Origin of the sequence: Bacillus marinisedimentorum, assembly GCF_001644195.2 — a bacterium.
In the GTDB taxonomy this organism is placed as follows: Bacteria; Bacillota; Bacilli; order Bacillales; family Bacillaceae_O; genus Bacillus_BL; species Bacillus_BL marinisedimentorum.
Genome location: NZ_LWBL02000030.1, coordinates 58,022 through 74,783, shown reverse-complemented (window position 1 = coordinate 74,783; position 16,762 = coordinate 58,022). Strand labels below are relative to the sequence as shown.

The window sequence follows — 16,762 nt, the reverse complement described above, 5'->3', positions numbered from 1 at the left end:
ATGAATTTTACAGTAAACCGAGTTTGACAAGGCGTTCCGCTATCTGCACAGAATTCCAGGCGGCCCCTTTCAAAAGGTTATCTGATACGATCCACAGATGGAATCCCCTGTCATTATCCAGATCTTTGCGGATCCGGCCGACGAACACGTCTTTTTTGCCTGCTGCAAAAAGCGGCATCGGATATTCCTGGCTTGACGGATCATCCTGTAAGGTGATTCCTTCTGCATCTGCTAAAAGTTTTTTCATTTGTTCCACGGTTACACCGCTTTTTTCAACTTCAATATACACTGATTCGGCATGCCCCGTATCGATCGGAAGCCTTACACAGGTTGCCGCAACTTCAAGATCAGGCCGGTGCATGATCTTCTTTGTTTCATTTATCATTTTCATTTCTTCAAATGTGAAGCCATTATCCTGAAATTTGTCAATTTGCGGAATGGCATTGAAAGCGATCGGATAATGTTTTTCATCACCTTTGACAGGCAAAATGTTCGTTTCATAATCACTTCCGTCAAGCATCTTCCTCGACTGTTCCTTCATTTCATCAACCGCCTGGGCCCCTGCCCCGGAAACGGCCTGATATGTGGAAACGATCACTTTGCTAAGCCCGAATTCCCGTTCGACCGGTTTGAGTGCTGCAACCATCTGGATGGTTGAGCAATTCGGATTTGCGATGATGCCGTTGTGATTCTTCAAATCCTCTTCATTTACTTCCGGCACAACAAGCGGTTTATCTTCATCCATACGGAACGCACTAGTATTGTCAACGACTATAGCGCCGCGCTTTGCTGCTTCAGGTGCAAGTGCTTTAGAAACCGATCCTCCTGCACTGAACAGTGCCAGCTGGATTCCTTCAAACGCTTCCGGAACCGCTTCGGCAACTGTATGTTCCTTTCCTTGAAACGTCACTTTTTTGCCGGCAGAACGGCTTGAAGACAAAAGGGTTAAATCTGATACAGGAAAATTCCTTTCTTCCAGTGTTTCCAGCATTTTTTGTCCGACTGCGCCTGTTGCCCCGACAACAGCAACACGATAACCTTTGTTATGATCCATGTTGAATCCCCTTCCGTCTTAATTAATCAATTAGAGATATTAGAGTTATTTTATCATATCCTGCCAGGTTATAAATAAAAAACTATATCTACCAGTAAAGTCTATTGTTAATCACGGAATTTTTCAATGATTACAGGCTGGAGCTGTTTCCCATTCAGGGCAGCTTTCACCGTTTCATCCAATAGCGGCATCCTCGCAACCAATGAATTCGGTTTTTTTTCAGGGGCATCCTGGCCGAACGGAATAAAATAGATATTTTTCGTCGCCAGCAGTTTCATCAAATTTTGTCCGTTAAGTCCGAGGGCATCATTTGTGGAGATACCAAGAACGACCGGGTTCAAGTTCCTCAGTGTCGCTTTTGCAGCCATGATGACCGGGGAATCAGTGAGCCCGTTTGCCAGTTTACTCATGGAGTTTCCGGTCAAGGGCGCCACCACCATGCAATCAAGCGGATATTTCGGTCCGAGGGGTTCTGCCTTGACAATGGAATCAATCGCTTTTTCACCGGTCATTTCTTCTATTTTTTTCACCCATTCAACACCTTCTCCAAACCGTGTATCCGTGGAACTGACGGTGAATGATACAACCGGTATGACGTCAGCTCCGGCATCAAGGAGTTTTTGTATTTCCGGCACGACCGCATCGTACGTACAATGAGAACCTGTTAACCCGAATCCGATCCGTTTCCCTTTAAGTTCCATCATGATCTCTCCTTTCTGGATGTTTTCAATTCATGGAGCAGAGTGCTGAGCACCTTTGCAATGATTTGCCCGGCCGTTTTTGGAGCTACAATACCCGGCAGACCGGGCGCAAGCAGTGCTTTTATTCCTCTCTTTTCTGCATAGCGGAAGTCAGTCCCCCCGGGTTTTGAGGCAAGGTCGACAACAAGCGTGTGTGTCGGCATTTTTGATAACACGCCTGCATTGACTACCTGGGCAGGAATCGTATTGATCAGGATATCAACATTTTCGGCTTCCTTTTCAAGATCACTTAAATCGAACGGCTTAAGCCCCATTTCATAAATTCTGGCATGATGCGATGTTTTGCGCGCACCCACTTTCACTTTTGCACCGAGGGCCGCAAAGGTCCTGGCCACGCCCTGACCTACACGTCCCATGCCGAGTACAGCGATATTGGCATTGTGAATCGTAAAATCTGTATTTTGAATGACCATCATGATGGTACCTTCTACAGTGGGGACAGCATTATAGATCGCTACGTCATCCCGTTCAAAAAGCTTCACGAGCCTGCGCTTCGCTTTGCTTGTTATTCCATCCAAATATTGATTGCTGATCCCGGAAAACACGGTGCAATGGAGCGGTGTACCGGAAAGCAGCTCTTGGGTAAGAATAGTCTTTTGTCTTGAAAAGATTGTCTCCACTTCACCTTCGTTGTTCGTTCCGGCAACCGGAAGTAAAATCGCATCAATGTCACTCATCTTCAATTCATTGATTTCTTTTTTGGCTGCACCAGGGAAACCATGATCAAGCTGATCAAATCCGACAAGTGAAATGCGCGCATCCATTTCAGTAAGCATACGTATTACTTCAAGCTGGCGGGCATCACCGCCGATTACTGCAATATGCATATCCGTTAACAATGATTCTCACCTTCTTTTATGTTTGCTTCCGGCACTATGCCGGTAGGTGCCCGTTACCGTTTTCCCCACCATCTTATGTAGGTCTCAACCGGTTGGTGAAAATGGATTTGCGCAGAACCGGCCTGGTGATCGGACCCCTGCACTCCTATTGCTTTCCGGTGTTCATCCATAAAGAAAACTCGCCGGACCGGCGAGCCTTCATGCTGAACAGAGACGCAGAGCCGCTATCTAAAATCTAAATTGGCTGCCGGGTCGTACCCCTTCTATGCTTACTATTCATGTTCTATATAAGATAAAAAACTTCCGGAAAACCGGAAGTTTTAATAAGGCTGCTGCAAATCTATAATGATCATATCCAGGCCCACTTTTTTTATGTTTTTCCAGGGCACCCTGAGTTCATCCCCCTGTCTTTTGAACCCGAACCATTTCATATTCGGAATAAGAAGCGATTCAATATGGCCGGTATTTTCGTTTATTTCAAGGTCTGTCTGTCCAAGCACCCCCATCCGTTCACCTTTTTCCAGATCAATTATTTCTTTCCCGCCGATTTCACTCAGTCTCACAAACACCACCCCTTCGTCCTCATTTATATGCGGCTTCACCTTCAACCTATGCTGATTTGAGAGAACCTATTTTAACTGGCGAGCAGGTTTATCATTAAGGCGGCAGACCGTGAGTTGATTGAACCATCGTCATGAAAGTCATCGGATTAAACTACGCCAGATGCACCAATATGATTGGAATGAGACATTCGATTAGGTGCGGAGGCGAAGGGTACAAAGAGCTTTTTTCGTGTGGTGATAATTCGAAGGTGCTCATTCAGTCCTGCAGGGGTAGTGAAAAGCGGAGACCCTGCAGGCGCGAAATGCGGCGAAGAGGCATCCCGGAACGGAAAAAACGTTTTTTCCTGTTCCACCCTACAAACCTTCATTGCATCTACGGCACAACAATTTTTGTGTTCTTTTGTTAGCTGAACATTGTCACATCAATAAAAAAATAACAGGACGAAATCATTCGCAATTTCGTCCTGGAATCAGCTTGCTTTTTTGTTTTCCCCCCTGAAACTGGCTCTGTTACTGTATTAAAGCTGCTATGATTTGTTTATTTCATCGCTTTTGGAAGCTCATTTTGCGGGCTGATCAAAGCCGCTGAAAAATCCGAGGAGAAAATCTCCCTTGAAAGATTGTTCACCTTTTCCATCGTGACTTCGTTGATCCGTTCCAAAATCTCATCCAGAGAACGATGGCGGCGGAGCAGCAATTCATTTTTTCCGTTCCTGCTCATTCTGCTGTTGGTGCTTTCAAGGCTGAGCATCATATTGCCTTTCATTTGCTCCTTGCTGTTTCGAAGCTCTTTTTCTGTGATTCCTTCATTTTGGTATACTTCAAGCGTATCCTTGATCGTCTCGTATAGCACGTCGAGCTGTTTACTTCCTGTGCCTCCGTAAATGGTCAGGATACCATTATCCTGATAGGCGGAATGGTAAGAAAATACGGAATAAGCGAGACCGCGCTCTTCCCTGACTTCCTGGAAAAGACGGCTGCTCATGCTGCCGCCGAGAATGTTGTTCATCACGATGAGAGTATATACCTTATCATCACCGATCGGAAGCCCTTTGTAGCCAAGACACAGGTGTGCCTGTTCTGTATCCTTTTTCTTAGTCAAGCGATTTGAATGGAATTGAGGCTTCACATAGTCCGGCTTCGTGTAGCCGGTCGTATAGCTGCCGAAAATCTCCTCAATTTTTTTAATGAAGTCTTCACTGACATTCCCAGCCACTGAAATAACGACATTATCCGGCGTGTACATTTGTTCCATGAATTTGCGGAGCTTATCACCATTGAATGTATCGAGTGTAGATTCCGTCCCAAGGATCGGGTAGCCAAGGGCATGCTCCTCAAAGCTTGCCTGGCTCAGAAGATCATGAACGATATCGTCAGGTGTATCTTCATACATTTTGATTTCTTCAAAGACGACATTTTTTTCTTTTTGCAGTTCCTGATCATCAAATACGGAATTAAAAAACATGTCCCCCAAAATATTCAAAGCATATGTTGCATGCTCATCAAGCGTTTTCGCATAATAGCATGTATATTCTTTGGATGTAAAAGCGTTGACCTGTCCGCCGATGCTGTCAAATGCTTCGGCGATTTCACGGGCTGAGCGCTCTTTTGTCCCTTTAAAAAACATATGTTCAAGGAAATGGGAAATACCGTTGTTCTCTTTCGACTCATTTCTGGAACCTGTTCCGATCCAAATGCCGGTTGCCACAGAACGGACAGTTGGAATTTTTTCGATTACTATGCGCAATCCATTTTTGCAAGTGTGTTTTGTGATCAAATCTAAACCTCCCATTGCTGCACATTAATGCTACAATTTCTATGATATCAGTTGCCGGCCTGCATGTCATGTCACGTGGTTACATCATTAACTTCTGATGGCATTCACCGTGCTTCATGGCGCTTTTCGTTTAATAATGCGGAAACGGTGGATATGCTGTATCCCTGGGCCTTAAGCTTTTTTATCATCGGTTCGAGCGCAAGTGCCGTGGAAGCAGTCGGGTGCATTAAAATCATCGCCCCCGGGTGGACTTTTGAGTTGATTCGCTGAAGGATCACCTGAGGGGCCGGTTTTTTCCAATCAACTGTATCCACAGACCAGAGTACCGTACCCATATCCTGTTCGGCAGCAATTTTCACAATCTCATCGCGATAGCTTCCGCCAGGAGGCGCAAACCATACTGGCGTCTGTCCGGTTGCTGCCTTGATCGCTTCGTTCGCCTGCTCCATTTCCGCTCTCGCACCTGCAGCGGAAATCACTTTAAAATCGGCATGGGTATGTGAATGATTGCCGGCCTCATGTCCGGCCTCCCCAATCATTTTAGCCAATTCCGGATACTTTTTTACCCATCTTCCTTCCAAAAAAAATGTGGCTTCGATATTGTACTCCTTTAACGTTTTCAGCATATCGGGAATATATTCATTTCCCCATGCCACATTGATGAGGAAGGAAACCATTTTTTTCTCTTCATTGCCTTTATATACCGGTGCTGGTGGTAAGTCTTTCAGGGTGATCTCCGGCGGGATTTCCTTAAAGACGAGCTTTTGTTCATCAAAAACCCCGTCTTTTTTCATCTTTTTAAAGCTTTTTGCTATGTCAACTTTTTTTCCGTTATATCCGGGGATCGCTTTCCATACACGGTCTACCCTCGCATCAATCGGTTTCTCGTTAAACTCCGGTGCTTTTTCTTTTATTTCCTGATACAATGGGTCCTTCTGCCCGGAGACCATTTCGGCTGATTCTTTTAAGCTATCTATATAACCAGCTGTGTATGGATTTTGAAAGGAACTGTAAGAAACAGCCAGTATCAATACAAATACGATGATATGTATCATTTTTCTGTTCATCCATTTGTCCCCCTTTATAGCTAAACGTATGAGGTAAAAGGACAAGATAGAACATGAAGAAAGCTGGCGGCTGCGGCAATGAAATTGCCGGTTGGAGAGCGCTGGAGGCACAGTTTACATCAAGTCACTCCTTTATTTTAGCGGCTTTCCTTTATATTAATAAAATAAGCAGCCCAATTTTGTTGCTAATTTGGACTGCTGTTTGGTCTGGAATTTTCTGTTTTTTACCCGAAGACTGAATCTGTCAATCAATCCCATAAAAAAGAAGCTGGCAAAACCAGCCCCTCGATTACTCTTTATTTTGATCCTTTTCCTTTTGCTCACGCAGCACAGCCTTGCGGGAAAGATTAACACGGCCCTGCCTGTCTATTTCAACGACTTTGACAAGGATTTCATCACCGATAGACAGCACGTCCTCGACTTTGCCGATCCGTTCTTCTGCAATTTCGGAAATATGCACAAGTCCGTCTTTGCCGCTGAACAGCTCCACAAAAGCGCCGAACTTTTCGATGCGCTTGACTTTGCCGAGATAAATTTGACCGACTTCCACTTCGCGGACGAGATCTTCAATGATCTTCTTCGCCTTTTCATTCATCTCTGTGTTTGTGGAAGATATGAAAATTGTGCCATCTTGCTCGATATCGATTTTAACGTTCGTTTCTTCAATAATCTTATTGATTTGCTTACCGCTAGGCCCGATAACATCACGGATTTTATCTGGCTTGATTGACATGATCAAGATTTTTGGAGCATATGGAGAAAGCTCTTTCCGCGGCTCAGAAATGGCTTGCATCATGTTATCAAGGATTTGCAAGCGGCCTTTTTTGGCCTGCTCGAGCGCTTCTTTCAAGATATCGCGGGAAAGCCCTTCAATTTTGATATCCATCTGCAGGGCGGTAACGCCTTTTTCAGTTCCGGCAACTTTAAAGTCCATATCGCCGAGATGGTCTTCCATGCCCTGGATATCGGTAAGGACCGAATAATCCTCTCCGTCAGTGACAAGGCCCATCGCAATTCCGGCAACTGGCGCTTTAATCGGCACACCGGCGTCCATAAGTGCAAGCGTGCTGGCGCATATGCTGGCCTGTGAAGTCGATCCGTTTGATTCCAGTACTTCAGATACAAGCCGAATCGTATAAGGGAAATCCTTTTCAGGTGGAATCACTTTTTCAAGAGCGCGTTCACCAAGCGCTCCATGTCCGATTTCCCGGCGGCCCGGTCCGCGGATTGGCCCGGTTTCACCGACGCTGAACAGCGGGAAGTTATAATGGTGCATGAACCGCTTCGATTCTTCCAGATCAAGCCCGTCCAAGATTTGTACATCACCAAGCGCACCAAGGGTACAAACGCTTAACGCCTGCGTTTGGCCGCGTGTGAACAGACCTGAACCGTGTGTGCGGGCGAGCTTGTTCGTTTCGGAAGACAGCGGGCGGATTTCATCGATGCCGCGCCCATCCGGACGGACCTTTTCTTTAGTGATCAGCCGGCGAACCTCGCCTTTGACGATTTTATCGAGTATGTCTTTGACTTGTTTGATTGTGCTGTCATCCGCTTCATTTTCCTCATACTTTTCGATTACAGCATTTTTGACTTCCTGGATGGCAGCTTCGCGTTCCTGCTTTTCCTCAGTCCGGATCGCGTTAAGCAGGTCTGTTTCTGCCATATCGCGGATTTCGTTTTCAAGCTTTTCATCAAGTTCATATAGCTTGACTTCCGTTTTTTCCTTACCGGCTTTCGCTGCAACTTCTTCCTGGAAAGCGATGAGGCGCTTAATTTCTTCATGGCCGAACATGATGGCTTCAAGCATTACATCTTCCGGTACTTCTTGTGCGCCGGCTTCCACCATATTGACCGCATCTTTTGTTCCGGCTACGATCAATTCAATGTCACTGTTTTCCATTTGATCCACAGTAGGATTGATGACGAATTCGCCTTCGATTCTTCCGACGGTTACACCGGCAATCGGCCCGTAAAACGGAATGTCGGAAAGTGAAAGGGCAAGGGATGACCCGAGCATAGCAGCCATTTCTGATGAACAATCCTGGTCGACGCTCATCACGATGCTGATGACCTGGACATCATTGCGGAATCCATCCGGGAATAGCGGGCGAATCGGCCGGTCAATGAGGCGGCTCGTCAATACGGCTTTTTCACTCGGTCGGCCTTCACGCTTGATGAATCCCCCAGGAATTTTACCGACAGCATAAAGCCTTTCTTCATAGTTAACTGTCAAAGGGAAAAACGGCAAATCTTTCGGTTCTTTTGAGGCGGTGGCAGTAGATAGTACAGCGGTCTCTCCGTAACGGACCATGACGGCACCGTTAGCCTGCTTCGCAAGCTGTCCAACTTCAACGGTTAGTTCACGTCCTGCCCAGTCAATGGAGAAACGTTGTGTTTCTTGTTCCATGATAGCGAGTGCTCCTCTCGTGCATATGTATTTAAAAATAGCTTTTGCGAAAATCAAACATTATAACCGGATTTTTCTTTAAGGCTCTGTTAAACGTTAATGCTGATTTACGTTGCAGGTACTCGCTTTCACCCAAGGGCACAAGTGCGACATCTGTTCCTGCTTCCCTTCGGTCGCACTCACAGTGTCTTCTTTGCCGCGGGGCGGGCGGGAGGCTCCTCGTCGCTCCGCTCCTCGAAAATAAAAACCGATTTTCTTCGTGCGGTGTCAATTCGAAGAAGCTTATTCAATGTCCTGCGGGGTCTTACCTGTCCCGCTAGTCCCCCTGGAGTCTCGCACCCTCCACACCAATCAACTAGTTAAAAATCAACATCGAGCTTTAACACAGCCTTCTTTAAAGATACCAATTTGAAAAAGATCTGTAAAATTGTTTTCGTGTAGCAAAAAAGCGGGATGAACTCCCGCTTTTTCAGTCATTATCGGCGCAAACCAAGTTTATTGATCAGTTCACGATAACGCGTAATGTCTTTATTGCGCAGGTAGTTCAGCAAGTTACGGCGTTTACCTACCATTTTCAATAGACCGCGGCGTGAATGATGATCCTTTTTGTGAGTACGCAAGTGCTCATTCAAACTGTTGATTTGGTCAGTAAGGATAGCAATTTGTACTTCTGGAGAACCTGTGTCATTATCATGAGTCTTATACTCGGCGATAAGTTCGTTCTTACGTTCTTGTGTAATAGCCATCCGTTTCACCTCCTGTTCTTTGTATCCCCAATTACTGAGCAATCGTCGGTGACTCGAATTGCCAAGCAATGGTTCTTTTCATACGCATATTAGAATACCGTTTTTCGGCTGAAAATGCAAGCATTTCATTAAAAATGATTATGAGTGCTGTTTTTTTGAAAGGCTCAGTTAAACGCTAGTGTTGATTTCCGTTGCAGGTACTCGCTTTCCGCGGGGCGGGCGGTGAGCCTCCTCATCGCTATCGCTCTTGCGGGGTCTCACCTGTCCCGCTAGTCCCGCAGGAGTCTCGCACCTTCCACTACAATCAACTAGTGAAGAAATCAACATTGAGCTTTAACACAGCCTTTTGAAAAGTGAAATCAGCGGGATGACACATTTCTCGCAGCAAAAAAGGCTTCAGATGCCGCCTTATCTGCTTCAATCTGGGTGACAAGCGCATCTGCAGAAGGAAATTTCTGTTCGGGCCGGAGCCGTTTATACCAATCCACTTCCATCTTATCACCATAAATATTTTGATTAAAATTAAACAAATGAACTTCGATCGAAGGTTCGGCACCCGTCACCTCGTTGAATGTCGGTTTGAATCCGATATTGGCCACGCCGTCAAAAGTCTTGCCGCCGACGGTTGCTTTTACAGCATAGACACCAGGGGCAGGGATAAGATAGTCCTCTTCCAATTCTAGGTTGGCTGTCGGGAACCCGATCGTCCTGCCGCGCCTGTCACCGTGACCGACGTTTCCTATCGTCCGGTATGGCCGCCCAAGATAATGAGCAACAGCAGCTACCGCCCCATCTTTCAGGCAGCCCCTGATCAAAGTCGAACTGACCTTTTCATCCTCTTCCGCCACTCTGCCGACAACAGTCTGGGTAAACTGACCGCGCGAATGAAAGGGCATCGTTTCCATCGTACCTTTGCCGAAACGGCCGTACGAATAGTCAAAACCAGCTACAACATGCTTCACATTAAGACCGATTATATACTCATCAACAAACTCTTGCGGCTGCAGATCCGCAAATGAATGGCTGAATTCAACGACGTAAAGTACATCAACACCAAGCTTGCTGATTTCTTTTTCTTTTTCATGAGGCGGTGTAATATATCTCACATGCTCGACACTTTTACGGAGGACGGCGGAGGGATGGGGATGAAAAGTCATCACTGCACTTTCCATCCCTGCTTCTGCTGCCTTATTGACAGCTGTTTGGATCACTTTCTTGTGACCGCGGTGGACGCCGTCAAAAAAGCCGAGTGCCATTACTTTCTGCTGGCTTTCCTGATCATTTCCCTTAAGAGGGTATTTCAGTTTAATGGTTTTCATATATATCACCCGAACTATTCATTATTCGTTGCGAAGGACCTTTTCCGGCTTTATCACACCCTTTTTTAAAGGATGTTTTTTGTAGACTGCCAATACTGCTCCGGCCGGATCTTTAACTGTCAGAATGGAATCTTCCATATTTTCCGGTTCCGGCAGGAGGGCCCCGTTCTTTACTTTCTCAGCGGTTTGGGCTGAAACGGAAATGGAAGGCATTCCGGCAAGCGCTCTTTCGATTGGCATAAGCAAATCATGAGCGGTGCCCTCCTTCATTTTGGCTTCAATCTGTTCAAACGTCAAACATTCAGTTATATCGAACGGACCTGAAGCTGTACGGATAAGGTGTGACATATGGGCAGGATAACCAAGTTCCCTGCCAAGGTCGACAGCAAGTGTCCGGACATATGTGCCTTTACTTGCCTTTACCCTGAATGTGAAAGAAATGCTTTCACCTGCAAACTGCTCCCGGTCATCCAGCAGTTTGAATTCATATACAGTGATGTTGCGGTTTGGCCTCTCAACCTCAATTCCTTCACGGGCATATTCATACAACCGTTTCCCGTTCACCTTTACGGCAGAGTACATAGGCGGGACCTGATTGATTTCACCGGTAAGTTTGTCCATCGCTTCAATGATCTGTTCACGTTTAACCGGCTGCTTAATCTTCTGCTGTTCGATGACCTTACCGGAAGCATCTTCTGTTTCCGTTGCTGTTCCGAGCGTGACCTCTCCTTCATATGTCTTTTCGGCTCCTGTCAAATATTCGACTACCTTTGTAGCTCTGCCGATGCAAATTGGCAGGACACCTGTCACATCGGGGTCAAGCGTACCAGTATGCCCTGCTTTTTTTGTCTTGAACAGTTTTCTGGTCTTCATGACACAATCATGTGATGTCCAGCCTGCGGGTTTGTTAAGAGGTAAAATTCCATCCATCCTGCTATATCCCTGCCTTATCGCTCATTTAGTTATATGGAGTCAAGCGCCTTTTGCATTGTTCCGGCGCAAGAAATGATTGGTTTTTAGTGCATGATAAAAAGGACAGACTGCGCCTGTCCTTTTTGTCATTTTATTCTTCCGGATTGTTCAAATCGCGGAGCAGCGTTTCAATCCGGTTGCCGTAATCAATTGATTCATCAAATTCAAAAAACAATTCAGGCGTTTTCCTCAGCCGGATCCGCTGGCCGATTTCAGATCTGATAAAGCCTTTCGCTTTGGCAAGACCGTTAAGCGTTTCCCGCTTTTTCTCTTCATCCCCGAGTACGGAAATAAACACTTTTGCCTGCTGTAAATCACCGCTCACTTCCACATCAGTCACCGTGACAAAGCCGACACGGGGATCTTTCAATTTACGGCCGATGATGTCACCCAGTTCTTTTTTCATTTGTTCAGCAACCCGGTTTGCACGTACATTGCTCATCGTCATCACCTCGCTTAAAACCACTCGTAAGTTGTCTTAGCCCTTTCGATTTCCGGAAAGGAATCGATCATTTTCAATGACCGTTCCAGTTCTTTCTCCGCTGCAGCACGTGAAGAAGCGACAGCGGCGATGCCGATTTCCGTCCGCTGCCAGAGATCCTGGTAATCCAGCTCGGAAACCGACACATTATACCGCTGTTTCAATCTTGTTATGATACGCTGCAGCACCATCCGCTTTTCTTTCAGTGATTGAGCATCATAGATTAAGCATTCACAGCGGACAAATCCGATCATGCCGGTTTGATTTCCTCCATGACGAAGAATTCAAATATATCGCCTTCTTTTATATCGTTGAACTTCTGAAGGGTGATTCCGCATTCGTAGCCCTGTGCCACTTCCTTTGCATCATCCTTATAGCGCTTAAGGGTATCGACTTCACCTTCATATACGACAATGCCGTCACGGATGACACGGACACCTGCATCTCTTCTTACTTTACCTTCAGTCACGTAAGAACCTGCAATTGTGCCGATTTTTGATACCTTAAACGTTTCACGGACTTCTGCCTGGCCGATGACTTTCTCTTCGAACTCAGGATCAAGCATCCCTTTCATGGCAGCTTCAATCTCGTCGATCGCTTTATAGATAACACGGTGAAGGCGGATATCGACGTTTTCAGCCTCTGCCGTCTTTTTAGCATTGCCGTCCGGACGGACATTGAAACCTATTACGATCGCATTTGAAGCGGAAGCAAGGATAATGTCAGATTCCGTAATCGCACCGACACCTGTATGGATGACTTTGACTTTCACGCCTTCGACTTCTATTTTTTGCAGGGAGCCTGCCATAGCTTCAACAGATCCCTGTACGTCTGCTTTGATGATGACGTTTATTTCTTTCACATCACCCTGCTTGATTTGCTCAAACAGATCATCAAGGCTGAGCCTGGACTTCTCACCGCGCTGTGCTTCGAGCTGTTTTTGGGCGCGGGACTCCCCGATCTGACGTGCTGTCTTTTCTTCTTCGAAGACTACAAAACGGTCGCCTGCCTGAGGAACATCATTCAAGCCGGTGATTTCCACAGGTGTGCTCGGACCGGCTTTCTTGACGCGGCGGCCGAGATCGTTCACCATGGCGCGGACACGGCCGAACGTATTGCCGACTACGATCGGGTCGCCGACATTCAGTGTTCCGTTTTGGACTAGCAGGGTTGCAACTGAGCCGCGTCCTTTATCAAGCTGCGCCTCAATGACCGTTCCGTATGCGAGACGGTCAGGATTGGCTTTAAGCTCTTCCACTTCACTGACAAGAAGGATCATTTCCAGAAGGTCTTCAATTCCTTCTCCCTGCAATGCGGAAACCGGAACGAAAATAGTGTCGCCGCCCCAGTCTTCCGGCACAAGGTTGTATTCGGTCAGTTCCTGCATGACACGGTCAGGATTGGCCCCTTCTTTATCGATCTTGTTCACCGCTACGATGATCGGCACTTCAGCAGCTTTGGCATGGTTGATCGCCTCAACTGTCTGCGGCATCACACCGTCATCTGCGGCCACAACAAGAATTGTCACGTCTGTTACCTGGGCACCGCGTGAACGCATTGTCGTAAATGCCGCGTGGCCTGGTGTATCCAGGAACGTGATTTTCTTATCGTTAGCTTCAATCTGGTATGCACCGATATGCTGGGTGATTCCACCTGCTTCAGAAGCGGTTACCTTCGTATTGCGGATGGAGTCAAGCAATGTTGTTTTACCATGGTCGACGTGACCCATGATAGTGACCACCGGCGGGCGGATCTGCATGTCTTTCTCTTCATCAGGCTCCATGTAGGTGGATAGATCTGATTTGTCGATCACTTGCTCTTCTTCTGTTTCGACTCCATATTCAGCGCCGATCAATTCGATGGACTCTTTGTCAAGTTCCTGGTTGATCGTTGCCATTACGCCAAGTGTCATCAGCTTTTTAATGATTTCTGAAGGCTCTTTATTGAGCTTGCCGGCCAGTTCGCCAACAGTAAGCGTGCCCTCGAATGTGATTTTTTCAGGAGTCTGCTTCTGTTTCGGCGGCTGCTTCGGCTGATTTTGATTGGGCTGATTGCGCTGGCCGCCTTTTCCTTTGCGGTTTTGTCCGCGGTTGTTTCCTCTTCCGCCCTGCTGCTGATTTTTATTGCCGCTGTTTCTCGGCTGATTGCGGTTCTGGTTATTATTCTGGCGGTTTCCGCCTCCGCTGCGGTTTTGCCCGCCGGAAGTCTTTTTGTTCTGAGCGTTATCCTTGCCGCCCTGGCCTGTATTTGCCGCCTTGGAGTTATTGTTGCGGCCGGATTCCTGTTTCGGTTTGTCCTCTTTTTTAGGATCGAATATCGCATCGAGTTTGCCCACAACTGAATCTTCAATTGTAGACATATGATTAGAAACTTCCACATTCATATCTTTTAATTTATTAATGACCTGTTTGCTTGAAACGTTGTGCTTTTTGGCATATTCATATACACGCATCTTGCTCATACGTTCACCCCCGTAAGAATTAATCGAGCAAGCTAATCAGCTTCTTTGCAAATCCCTCGTCTGTTACCGCGACCGACACTCTGGCCGGCTTTCCAATAGCTTCTCCCAGTGTATACCGATCCTGTGCGAATCGCAGCGGCACATCGAACGTTTTACACTTGTCCGTCATCTTTTTGACGGTATTTTCAGAAGCATCGCCGGCAAGGATGACAAGCCGGGCATTGCCGTTTCTTATCTCCTTTAAAACGAGCTCTTCTCCGGAAATGCACTTTCTTGCCCGATTGGCTAGTCCCAGCAGCGATAACCCTTTGCTCTGCCTCATAATGGCCGGTTATCCCTCTCGGCAATGGCGATGCATTCATCATAAACCGCATCATCCACTTCCGCTTTCAAATGCCGGGACAAAATGTTTTTTTTCTTTGCTTTTTCTATAATTGATTTATCTTTGCTTAAATAAGCACCGCGGCCCGATTTCTTGCCCGTCAAATCAACCATGACATCGCCCTCGGGTGTTCTGACGACCCTGAGCAGCTCATTTTTCGGTTTCATTTCCTGACTGGCGACACACTTTCGCAAAGGTGTTTTTTTCTTATTCACCAGGCCCACCTCTTAATCTAATTCTTCGTATTCTTCATCGTAATCTTCCGGAGCTGCTTCATCACCAGGTGAATAGAGGCCGAGTTCCTCTGCATCGGACTGGCTCTTTATATCAATCTTCCAGCCGGTAAGCTTGGCGGCAAGCCGGGCGTTTTGTCCGCGTTTGCCGATTGCCAGGGACAGCTGGTAATCAGGGACGATGACAGTGGTTGCCTTCTCTTCTTCGTCCACATCGACCTTGAGGACTTTTGAAGGGCTCAGTGCATTGGCAACATATTCAACCGGATCTTCCGACCAGCGGACAATGTCAATTTTTTCACCGTTCAGCTCGTTGACGATGGCCTGGACACGCTGGCCTTTTTGGCCGACGCATGAGCCGACGGGATCCACTTCAGGATCCTGTGAATGGACGGATATTTTTGACCGGTCTCCGGCTTCACGTGCAACCGATTTGATTTCCACCGTTCCGTCATAAATTTCAGGAACTTCAAGTTCAAACAGCCGCTTCAAAAGGCCCGGATGGGTCCTCGACACAAATATCTGAGGGCCTTTTGTTGTTTTTTCAACCTTGGTCACAAAAACTTTAATACGGTCATGCGGGTGATAACCTTCGCTTGCGATCTGCTCGTTTGCGGGAAGAAGAGCTTCCACCTTTCCCAGGTTCACATAAATAAAACGCGGATCCTGGCGCTGGACGATGCCCGTCATAATGTCTTCCTCACGGTCGATGTATTCTGAATAAATGACCCCGCGTTCTGCTTCGCGGACACGCTGGGTAACGACCTGCTTGGCTGTTTGCGCAGCAATCCGCCCAAAGTTCCTCGGTGTGACTTCAAGCTCCACCACATCATCTACTTCATAAGAAGGGTTGATCTGCTTAGCTTCTTCAAGTGAAATTTCAAGGAACGGATCCATCACTTCTTCCACTACATCTTTGCGGGCGAAAACCCGCATCGTTCCTGTTGTTTCATTGATATCAACACGCACATTCTGCGCCTGATTGAAATTGCGCTTATAGGCAGAGATCAATGCCGCCTCAATGGCCTCTAATAAAATATCTTTGCTGATGCCTTTTTCTTTTTCGAGGACTGTCAGCGCATCAAACAGTTCACTGCTCATTTCTATTTTTCCCCCTTCGTTAAAAAGTGACTGCCAGTCTGGCATTTGCAACTTTCTCGTATGGAATGTCGTATGTTTTCTTTCTTGTTTTTATCGTCACTTCAACTGACAGCCTTTCACCGTTGAAATCGAGAAGCTTGCCTTCAAAAACTTTTTCGCCGTCAATCGGTTCATACGTCTTGACATGGACTTGTTTTCCGACTGCATTGTAAAAGTCCTTCTCCTTTTTAAGCGGGCGTTCCGCTCCTGGAGATGAAACTTCCAAAAAGTATGGCATATCAATCGGGTCCTTTTCATCAAGCTGTTCGCTAAGCCTTTCGCTCACCTTCCCGCAGTCTTCAATATCCACACCTTCAGGAGAATCAATGAAAACACGCAGGAACCAGTTTTTACCTTCTTTGACGAATTCGACATCCACAAGTTCCATTCCGTATTCATCAACAATTGGAGTGACAAGTTCTTCGGTAATATCTGTGACCTTTTTTCCCATGTTAACCCTCCTTGCTGCCACAATTGGTTTCGATTCAGCTGCTCCGTATGTATTTTTACCCGCTTGTCCGGCATCTGACTCTTCAAGAGAAATGCGGAGAGCACCGGCA

General features: G+C 46.6%; 18 protein-coding genes. 1 reads left to right on the top strand and 17 read right to left on the bottom strand.

The window, feature by feature from the left end:
• Positions 1-7 precede the first annotated feature (7 nt).
• From asd to A4U59_RS09495, 6 genes are all read right to left on the bottom strand, one after another.
• Positions 8-1,054, bottom strand: coding sequence for an aspartate-semialdehyde dehydrogenase (gene asd / locus A4U59_RS09520; RefSeq protein ID WP_066173137.1), 1,047 nt, complete (start codon positions 1,052-1,054; stop codon positions 8-10).
• A 107-nt stretch (positions 1,055-1,161) separates the two neighbouring features.
• Positions 1,162-1,755, bottom strand: a complete 594-nt coding sequence (locus A4U59_RS09515) for a dipicolinate synthase subunit B (protein ID WP_066173135.1) — start codon at positions 1,753-1,755, stop codon at positions 1,162-1,164.
• Entirely contained in the window at positions 1,755-2,654 is a 900-nt protein-coding gene (dpaA, locus tag A4U59_RS09510; protein ID WP_066173133.1) for a dipicolinic acid synthetase subunit A, read from the bottom strand. Before dpaA ends, A4U59_RS09515 begins: the two co-directional genes overlap by 1 nt.
• A gap of 320 nt (positions 2,655-2,974) precedes the next feature.
• Positions 2,975-3,217 (bottom strand): YlmC/YmxH family sporulation protein, encoded by a 243-nt coding sequence (locus A4U59_RS09505; protein ID WP_066173341.1) that lies wholly within the window; start codon positions 3,215-3,217, stop codon positions 2,975-2,977.
• 538 nt (positions 3,218-3,755) lie between these two features.
• A complete protein-coding gene (locus A4U59_RS09500; RefSeq protein ID WP_066173131.1) occupies positions 3,756-4,994 on the bottom strand; it encodes a M16 family metallopeptidase in 1,239 nt (412 codons plus the stop codon).
• A 104-nt stretch (positions 4,995-5,098) separates the two neighbouring features.
• The gene (locus A4U59_RS09495) at positions 5,099-6,061 is read right to left on the bottom strand and encodes a polysaccharide deacetylase family protein (protein ID WP_066173129.1); all 963 of its coding nucleotides are present in this window, start codon (positions 6,059-6,061) and stop codon (positions 5,099-5,101) included.
• A gap of 53 nt (positions 6,062-6,114) precedes the next feature.
• Between A4U59_RS09495 and A4U59_RS21335 the strand changes: the two genes are divergently transcribed.
• Positions 6,115-6,300 carry a hypothetical protein gene (locus tag A4U59_RS21335; protein WP_157888160.1) on the top strand — a complete coding sequence of 62 codons (186 nt, stop codon included), beginning with the start codon at positions 6,115-6,117 and terminating at the stop codon, positions 6,298-6,300.
• A gap of 50 nt (positions 6,301-6,350) precedes the next feature.
• On the opposite strand, the gene pnp is transcribed toward A4U59_RS21335, so the two are convergent.
• The 11 genes from pnp to rimP form a co-directional block, all read right to left on the bottom strand.
• On the bottom strand, positions 6,351-8,468 hold the full coding sequence (gene pnp / locus A4U59_RS09490; RefSeq protein ID WP_066173128.1) for a polyribonucleotide nucleotidyltransferase: 2,118 nt from the start codon (positions 8,466-8,468) through the stop codon (positions 6,351-6,353).
• Between the two features lie 476 nt (positions 8,469-8,944).
• Positions 8,945-9,214: a 30S ribosomal protein S15 gene (gene rpsO, locus A4U59_RS09485; RefSeq protein ID WP_066173126.1), complete on the bottom strand. Its 270-nt coding sequence runs from the start codon at positions 9,212-9,214 to the stop codon at positions 8,945-8,947.
• A gap of 359 nt (positions 9,215-9,573) precedes the next feature.
• Positions 9,574-10,533: a bifunctional riboflavin kinase/FAD synthetase gene (gene ribF / locus A4U59_RS09480; protein WP_066173124.1), complete on the bottom strand. Its 960-nt coding sequence runs from the start codon at positions 10,531-10,533 to the stop codon at positions 9,574-9,576.
• Positions 10,534-10,554: 21 nt separating this feature from the next.
• The gene (truB, locus tag A4U59_RS09475) at positions 10,555-11,463 is read right to left on the bottom strand and encodes a tRNA pseudouridine(55) synthase TruB (protein ID WP_066173121.1); all 909 of its coding nucleotides are present in this window, start codon (positions 11,461-11,463) and stop codon (positions 10,555-10,557) included.
• Between the two features lie 133 nt (positions 11,464-11,596).
• Positions 11,597-11,947 (bottom strand): 30S ribosome-binding factor RbfA, encoded by a 351-nt coding sequence (rbfA, locus tag A4U59_RS09470; protein ID WP_066173119.1) that lies wholly within the window; start codon positions 11,945-11,947, stop codon positions 11,597-11,599.
• 14 nt (positions 11,948-11,961) lie between these two features.
• Positions 11,962-12,240, bottom strand: coding sequence for a DUF503 domain-containing protein (locus A4U59_RS09465; protein ID WP_066173114.1), 279 nt, complete (start codon positions 12,238-12,240; stop codon positions 11,962-11,964).
• Positions 12,237-14,447: a translation initiation factor IF-2 gene (gene infB / locus A4U59_RS09460; RefSeq protein WP_066173111.1), complete on the bottom strand. Its 2,211-nt coding sequence runs from the start codon at positions 14,445-14,447 to the stop codon at positions 12,237-12,239. The genes A4U59_RS09465 and infB overlap by 4 nt, the downstream gene beginning before the upstream one ends.
• A 19-nt stretch (positions 14,448-14,466) precedes the next feature.
• Positions 14,467-14,769: a YlxQ family RNA-binding protein gene (locus A4U59_RS09455; RefSeq protein ID WP_066173109.1), complete on the bottom strand. Its 303-nt coding sequence runs from the start codon at positions 14,767-14,769 to the stop codon at positions 14,467-14,469.
• Positions 14,766-15,047 (bottom strand): RNase P modulator RnpM, encoded by a 282-nt coding sequence (gene rnpM / locus A4U59_RS09450; protein WP_083270781.1) that lies wholly within the window; start codon positions 15,045-15,047, stop codon positions 14,766-14,768. The genes A4U59_RS09455 and rnpM overlap by 4 nt, the downstream gene beginning before the upstream one ends.
• Before the next feature lie 9 nt (positions 15,048-15,056).
• On the bottom strand, positions 15,057-16,163 hold the full coding sequence (gene nusA, locus A4U59_RS09445) for a transcription termination factor NusA (RefSeq protein ID WP_066173107.1): 1,107 nt from the start codon (positions 16,161-16,163) through the stop codon (positions 15,057-15,059).
• Between the two features lie 19 nt (positions 16,164-16,182).
• Positions 16,183-16,653 carry a ribosome maturation factor RimP gene (rimP, locus tag A4U59_RS09440; protein ID WP_066173105.1) on the bottom strand — a complete coding sequence of 157 codons (471 nt, stop codon included), beginning with the start codon at positions 16,651-16,653 and terminating at the stop codon, positions 16,183-16,185.
• Between the last annotated feature and the right edge of the window lie 109 nt (positions 16,654-16,762).